Origin of the sequence: Ralstonia sp. ASV6, assembly GCF_016429285.1 — a bacterium.
In the GTDB taxonomy this organism is placed as follows: domain Bacteria; phylum Pseudomonadota; class Gammaproteobacteria; order Burkholderiales; family Burkholderiaceae; genus Ralstonia; species Ralstonia flaminis.
In genome coordinates this window covers 1-4,837 of record NZ_JAELUI010000240.1, presented here as the reverse complement: position 1 = coordinate 4,837, position 4,837 = coordinate 1, and the positions used below count along the sequence as shown (strand labels likewise).

Genomic DNA, 4,837 nt, shown 5'->3' with positions numbered 1-4,837 from the left:
GTGCGCAACCAGCCCTTCAAGTTCGCATTGGCCGGCGACGGTGCACTCACGCCAGGGAAGGACGGTGATGCATGGGACGCCACCATCTCCACGCTGTCGGCGCAGGGCGCGCCCAACCTGCAACTGATGGCGCCGGTGCGCGTGTCGGTGGCACCGAGTCGCTTGATGATCGGCCGCGCAGATCTGACGCTGGATCAGACGCCCATCCACATCGAGCGGGTGGAATCCAATCAGGGCCATCTGCGCAGCGCCGGCCGTATCGACGGATTGCAGATCGCACGCGTGCTGGAACTGGTGCGTACGTGGACGGGCCAAGCACCGCCGGTGCGCACGGATCTCGTCATCGATGGTCAATGGGATCTGGACCTCGGCGGTACGGCCACCGGCACGGCGCGCTTTGCCCGCCGCAGCGGTGATCTGTCGATCAATGCAGGCCGCGGGTTCACGCCATTGGGGTTGACCGAACTGGTGGTGGAGGCGCGTGGAGAGGGTATGCGGCTGGCGCTGCGCGGCGACGCCCAATCGACGCGCGTTGGCAATCTCTACCTCGATGCCGGCATCGGGTTGACGCGCGACGCCGCGCCGGGTGCTCTGGCCTTGATGTCGCCGGCGTCACCGCTGACAGGCGGGCTGACGATCAGCCTGCCGCATCTCAAAGGCATCGGTGACCTGCTCGGCCCTGACGTTGCAACCGATGGCCAGCTTGCGGCCAGCTTGCAGTTTGCCGGTACGGTTGGCGCGCCCAAGATCAGCGGCTTCCTGACCGGGCAGGACATCGAGGTCGCCTTGTACGACCAGGGCATCCGCCTGACCAAGGGCGTGGTGCGCGTGGCGTTGGATCAGAACGTGGTCGACCTGCAGGAGGTGGTGTTCTACGGCGGCGATGGCACTGTGCGTGCGAAGGGCCGCGTGCAGCTCGGCGAGGCCAACCCCAACCTGAGCGGCTCCATCGTTGCCGACAAGCTGCAGCTTTTTGCCGATCCGGATCGCACGCTGGTGCTATCGGGGCAGGCGCGCATTGCCAACGACAACGACCGCGTGGGCATTACCGGCAAGTTCAAGGTCGACCGCGGCCTATTCGATCTACCTAAGGACGGCGCGCCGTCGTTGGGGGATGACGTGGTCATCGTGCGTCGTGCCGATGCTGCCCGTAATCAGGCGGAGCGTGGCGTCAAGCGCGAAGAGAAACCTGCTGGCCGCTTCAGCCCGATCGTTGATGTCGACGTCGATTTTGGCGACAACTTCCGCTTCAAGGGTGCGGGTGCGGACCTGTCGCTCGGCGGTCAGATGAACGTGCACAGTGAGCCGCTGGTGCCCCTGCGCGGTACCGGTACGATCTACGTGCGCCAGGGCAGTACCTACGAAGCGTTCGGCCGCAAGTTGGCTATCGATCAGGGTGTGCTGAACTTCATCGGGCCGATCAACAACCCCTCGTTCAACATCACCGCCATGCGCCGCAACCAGGAGGTCGAGGCCGGCGTGCAGGTGACGGGCACGGTGCGTCAGCCGCGCGTGAAGCTGGTCTCTGAGCCGAACGTGCCGGATGAAGACAAGCTCTCGTGGCTGATGTTTGGTTACAGCGCATCCAACGCTGGTTTGGGCCAGCAGCAGGCGATGTCCGGCGCGGCGCTGGGGCTGCTGGGCAACGTGGCGGGCAAGAACGTGGCGCGGCACTTTGGGCTGGATGAATTTTCGATCGGGGCGTCGACTTCGGGCCTGACCGATCCGCAGGTGGTGAGCCTGGGCAAGGCGATCTCCGAGAGCATCACCGTGGGCTACGAGCAAAGCCTGTCGACCGCGGATTCCATCGTCAAGATGACGTGGCAGTTCTCACGGAGATGGTCGGTCGTGGCACGGGGCGGCACGATCAACGGTGCATCGGTGCTGTTCAACAAGCGTTGGTAATCGGGTGATCCGGCTGCCAGAATGGCGACGGATACACGTTTTGAACGAGGGGGTTCCATGCCGCATCGTCGTCAACTCGCACAAGTGGGAGTCACCATGGGCATTCTGGCGTCATTGCTCGGGCTGTTCGGCTGCGATCAACAGAAGGTCGACCAGGCTGTCGACCGTGCCGGGGAGGCGGCCAAGCGGGTGTGGCAATCGGCCAAGCCGGACAACCTGCTGTTCAAGGACATCGTTGCCGGCCAATCGACCGAGGCCGATGTGAAGGCCACCGCAGGCGAGCCCGAGATGATCTGGGAGAACGAAGGTGGCACGCGGCAGCTTGAGTACCCGCGCGGGCCGGAAGGGACTTCCACCTGGATGGTGACGATTTCACCGGATGGTCATGTGAGCAAGATCGAGCAAGTGCTCACCGCCGAAAACTTTGGGCGCGTGCGGGTCGGCCAGACCAAGGATGACATCCGCCGGATGCTTGGCAAGCCGGGGAAGGTGGAAGCGTTTCGGTTGAAGCAGGAAGAGGTGTGGGGATACAGGTGGATGGAAAGCCCGACTGAGAAGGCGTTCTTCAATGTCCACTTTGGGCCGGATGGGAAGGTGACAACGACTTCGCGTAGTGACAATCGCTTGAACGGGGCGTAGTGGGTATTGCTGTTTGGGCCTTCGCCCCGGGGATGTTCTTGTGGTGCATCCCCGGTATCGGCCCCCGGCAGGGGACGAAACCGAGGATGGACCAACAGCGCTAATCACAAATCCGTTCGCAACTTCCAAAGCTCCGGAAACAACACCACATCCAACATCTTGCGCAGATAGCCCACGCCTTCCGTGCCGCCGGTGCCGCGCTTGAAGCCGATCACACGTTCCACCGTGGTCACATGCCGGAAGCGCCATTGACGGAACGCGTCTTCCAGGTCGACGAACTTTTCGGCGAGTTCGTAGAGTTCCCAGTGGTGCGTCGGGTCACGGTAGACCTCCAGCCACGCAGCTTCCACTGACGCGTTGTACGTAACCGGGCGCGACCAGTCACGCTCGACGCAATCCGCGTCGAATGCAAAGCCGTGGCGCGCCATGTAGCGTACCGCCTCGTCATACAGCGACGGGGTGTCGAGTGCGGCTTTCACCTGTTCGTAATGCTCTGGGCGATGCGCATGCGGCTTGAGCATCGCCGCGTTCTTGTTGCCGAGAATGAACTCAATCTCGCGGTACTGGTACGACTGGAAGCCCGACGATTGCCCAAGGTGCGGGCGCATGGCCGAGTATTCCGGTGGTGTCATGGTGGCGAGCACGTTCCACGCCTGCACGAGCTGATCCATGATGCGCGACACACGCGCCAGCATCTTGAACGCGGGCGGCAGGTTGTCGTTGCGTACGCAGTCGCGCGCGGCGCGCAGCTCGTGCAGCATCAGCTTCATCCACAGCTCGGTGGTCTGGTGCTGCACGATGAACAGCATCTCGTTGTGATCGGGCGAGCGCGGGTGCTGCGCGTTCAGGATCTGGTCGAGCGCAAGGTAGTCGCCGTAGCTCATCGACTTGGAAAAATCGAGCTGCGCGTCGTGCCAGCCTTCGCCCTCGCTGCTCTGCACCCCGTGCATGGGGCAGCCGGATGCCACGGGCTTGATCGGTTCAATCGGGTTCGACATCTCAGGTCACCAGCGTACGTTCGTTGAATTGGGCCGATTGCCAAGCGCCGGTTTCCAGCACGTCGCGCAGCACTTCCACCGCATCCCACACATCGGCAAAGCTCGTGTACAGCGGCGTAAAGCCAAAGCGCATGATCTGTGGCTCGCGGTAATCGCCGATCACGCCGCGCGCGATCAATGCCTGCACCACGGCATAGCCATTCGGGTGTTCGTAGCTGACGTGGCTGCCGCGCACGGCGTGGTCACGCGGCGTGACCAGCGTGAGCGGATAGCCCGCGCAGCGCGTTTCCACCAGCGTGATGAAGAGGTCGGTCAGCGCGAGCGATTTGGTGCGCAGTGCGGCCATCGAAGTCTGCGCGAAGATATCCAGCCCGCATTCGACCATCGCCATCGACGTGATCGGCTGTGTGCCGCACAGGAAGCGACCGATGCCGGCATCCGCGTCGTAGCGCGATTCCATTGCGAACGGCCGCGCGTGGCCCCACCAGCCCGACAGCGGCTGCCAGAAGCGCTCGCGTAGCGCGGGCGACACCCACACGAAGGCGGGCGAACCGGGGCCGCCGTTCAAGTATTTGTACGTGCAGCCAATGGCGTAATCGGCGCCGCCTGCGTGCAGGTCCACCGGCACCGCACCGGCCGAGTGCGCCAAGTCCCAGATCGCCAGTGCGCCATGCTTGTGCGCCAGCGCAGAGACGGCCGCCATGTCGTACATGTGGCCGCTCTTGTAGTTCACGTGTGTGAGCATGGTGACGGCCACGTCGTCGCCCAGCGCGCCTTCCAGCTCGTCGGGCGAATTGATCAGGCGCAGCTTGTAGCCGTCGCGCAGCAAGTCGGCCAGGCCTTCGGCGATGTACAGGTCGGTCGGGAAGTTGTGCGTTTCCGAGACGATGATCTTGCGATTCGGCGCGTCTTCACGCTGCACGCGAATCGCGGCGGCCAGCACCTTGAACAGGTTGATCGACGTGGTGTCGGTGACGACGACTTCGTCCTCACGCGCGCCGATCAGCGGAGCGAGCTTGTTGCCCAGGCGGCGCGGCAGTTCGAACCAGCCGGCCGAATTCCAGCTGCGGATCAGGCCGTCACCCCATTCATTGGCGACGACTTCCTGCGCGCGGGCCAGCGCAGCTTTGGGGCGGGCGCCTAGCGAATTACCGTCCAGGTAGATCACGCCGTCGGGCAGCGCAAAGGCGTCGCGCAGCGGGGCGATCGGGTCGGCCGCGTCGCGTTCGAGGCAGGAGTTGCGGGTCAAAGTCATGGTGAGCGTGGGGCGTTGAATGCGTGGGGTTGTTTGGATC

General features: G+C 63.9%; 4 protein-coding genes. 2 read left to right on the top strand and 2 right to left on the bottom strand.

From position 1 onward, the window contains the following. A partial coding sequence (locus tag JHD73_RS26585) for a translocation/assembly module TamB domain-containing protein (RefSeq protein WP_199033145.1) occupies positions 1-1,905 on the top strand: 1,905 nt, incomplete at its 5' end. A 96-nt stretch (positions 1,906-2,001) separates the two neighbouring features. Then, positions 2,002-2,544 carry a hypothetical protein gene (locus JHD73_RS26580; protein ID WP_199033146.1) on the top strand — a complete coding sequence of 181 codons (543 nt, stop codon included), beginning with the start codon at positions 2,002-2,004 and terminating at the stop codon, positions 2,542-2,544. A gap of 104 nt (positions 2,545-2,648) precedes the next feature. Here JHD73_RS26580 and kynA read toward each other — a convergent pair whose 3' ends face one another. Together kynA and kynU are read right to left on the bottom strand one after the other, a co-directional pair. Then, the gene (kynA, locus tag JHD73_RS26575) at positions 2,649-3,542 is read right to left on the bottom strand and encodes a tryptophan 2,3-dioxygenase (RefSeq protein WP_199033144.1); all 894 of its coding nucleotides are present in this window, start codon (positions 3,540-3,542) and stop codon (positions 2,649-2,651) included. A 1-nt stretch (position 3,543) separates the two neighbouring features. Then, positions 3,544-4,797, bottom strand: a complete 1,254-nt coding sequence (gene kynU, locus JHD73_RS26570) for a kynureninase (protein WP_199033143.1) — start codon at positions 4,795-4,797, stop codon at positions 3,544-3,546. Between the last annotated feature and the right edge of the window lie 40 nt (positions 4,798-4,837).

Bases quoted from the DNA above. Each gene is read 5' to 3' on its own strand.
- JHD73_RS26580 (WP_199033146.1), top strand. From the start codon at position 2,002: ATGGGCATTCTGGCGTCATTGCTCGGGCTGTTCGGCTGCGATCAACAG.
- kynA (WP_199033144.1), bottom strand. From the start codon at position 3,542: ATGTCGAACCCGATTGAACCGATCAAGCCCGTGGCATCCGGCTGCCCC.
- kynU (WP_199033143.1), bottom strand. From the start codon at position 4,797: ATGACTTTGACCCGCAACTCCTGCCTCGAACGCGACGCGGCCGACCCG.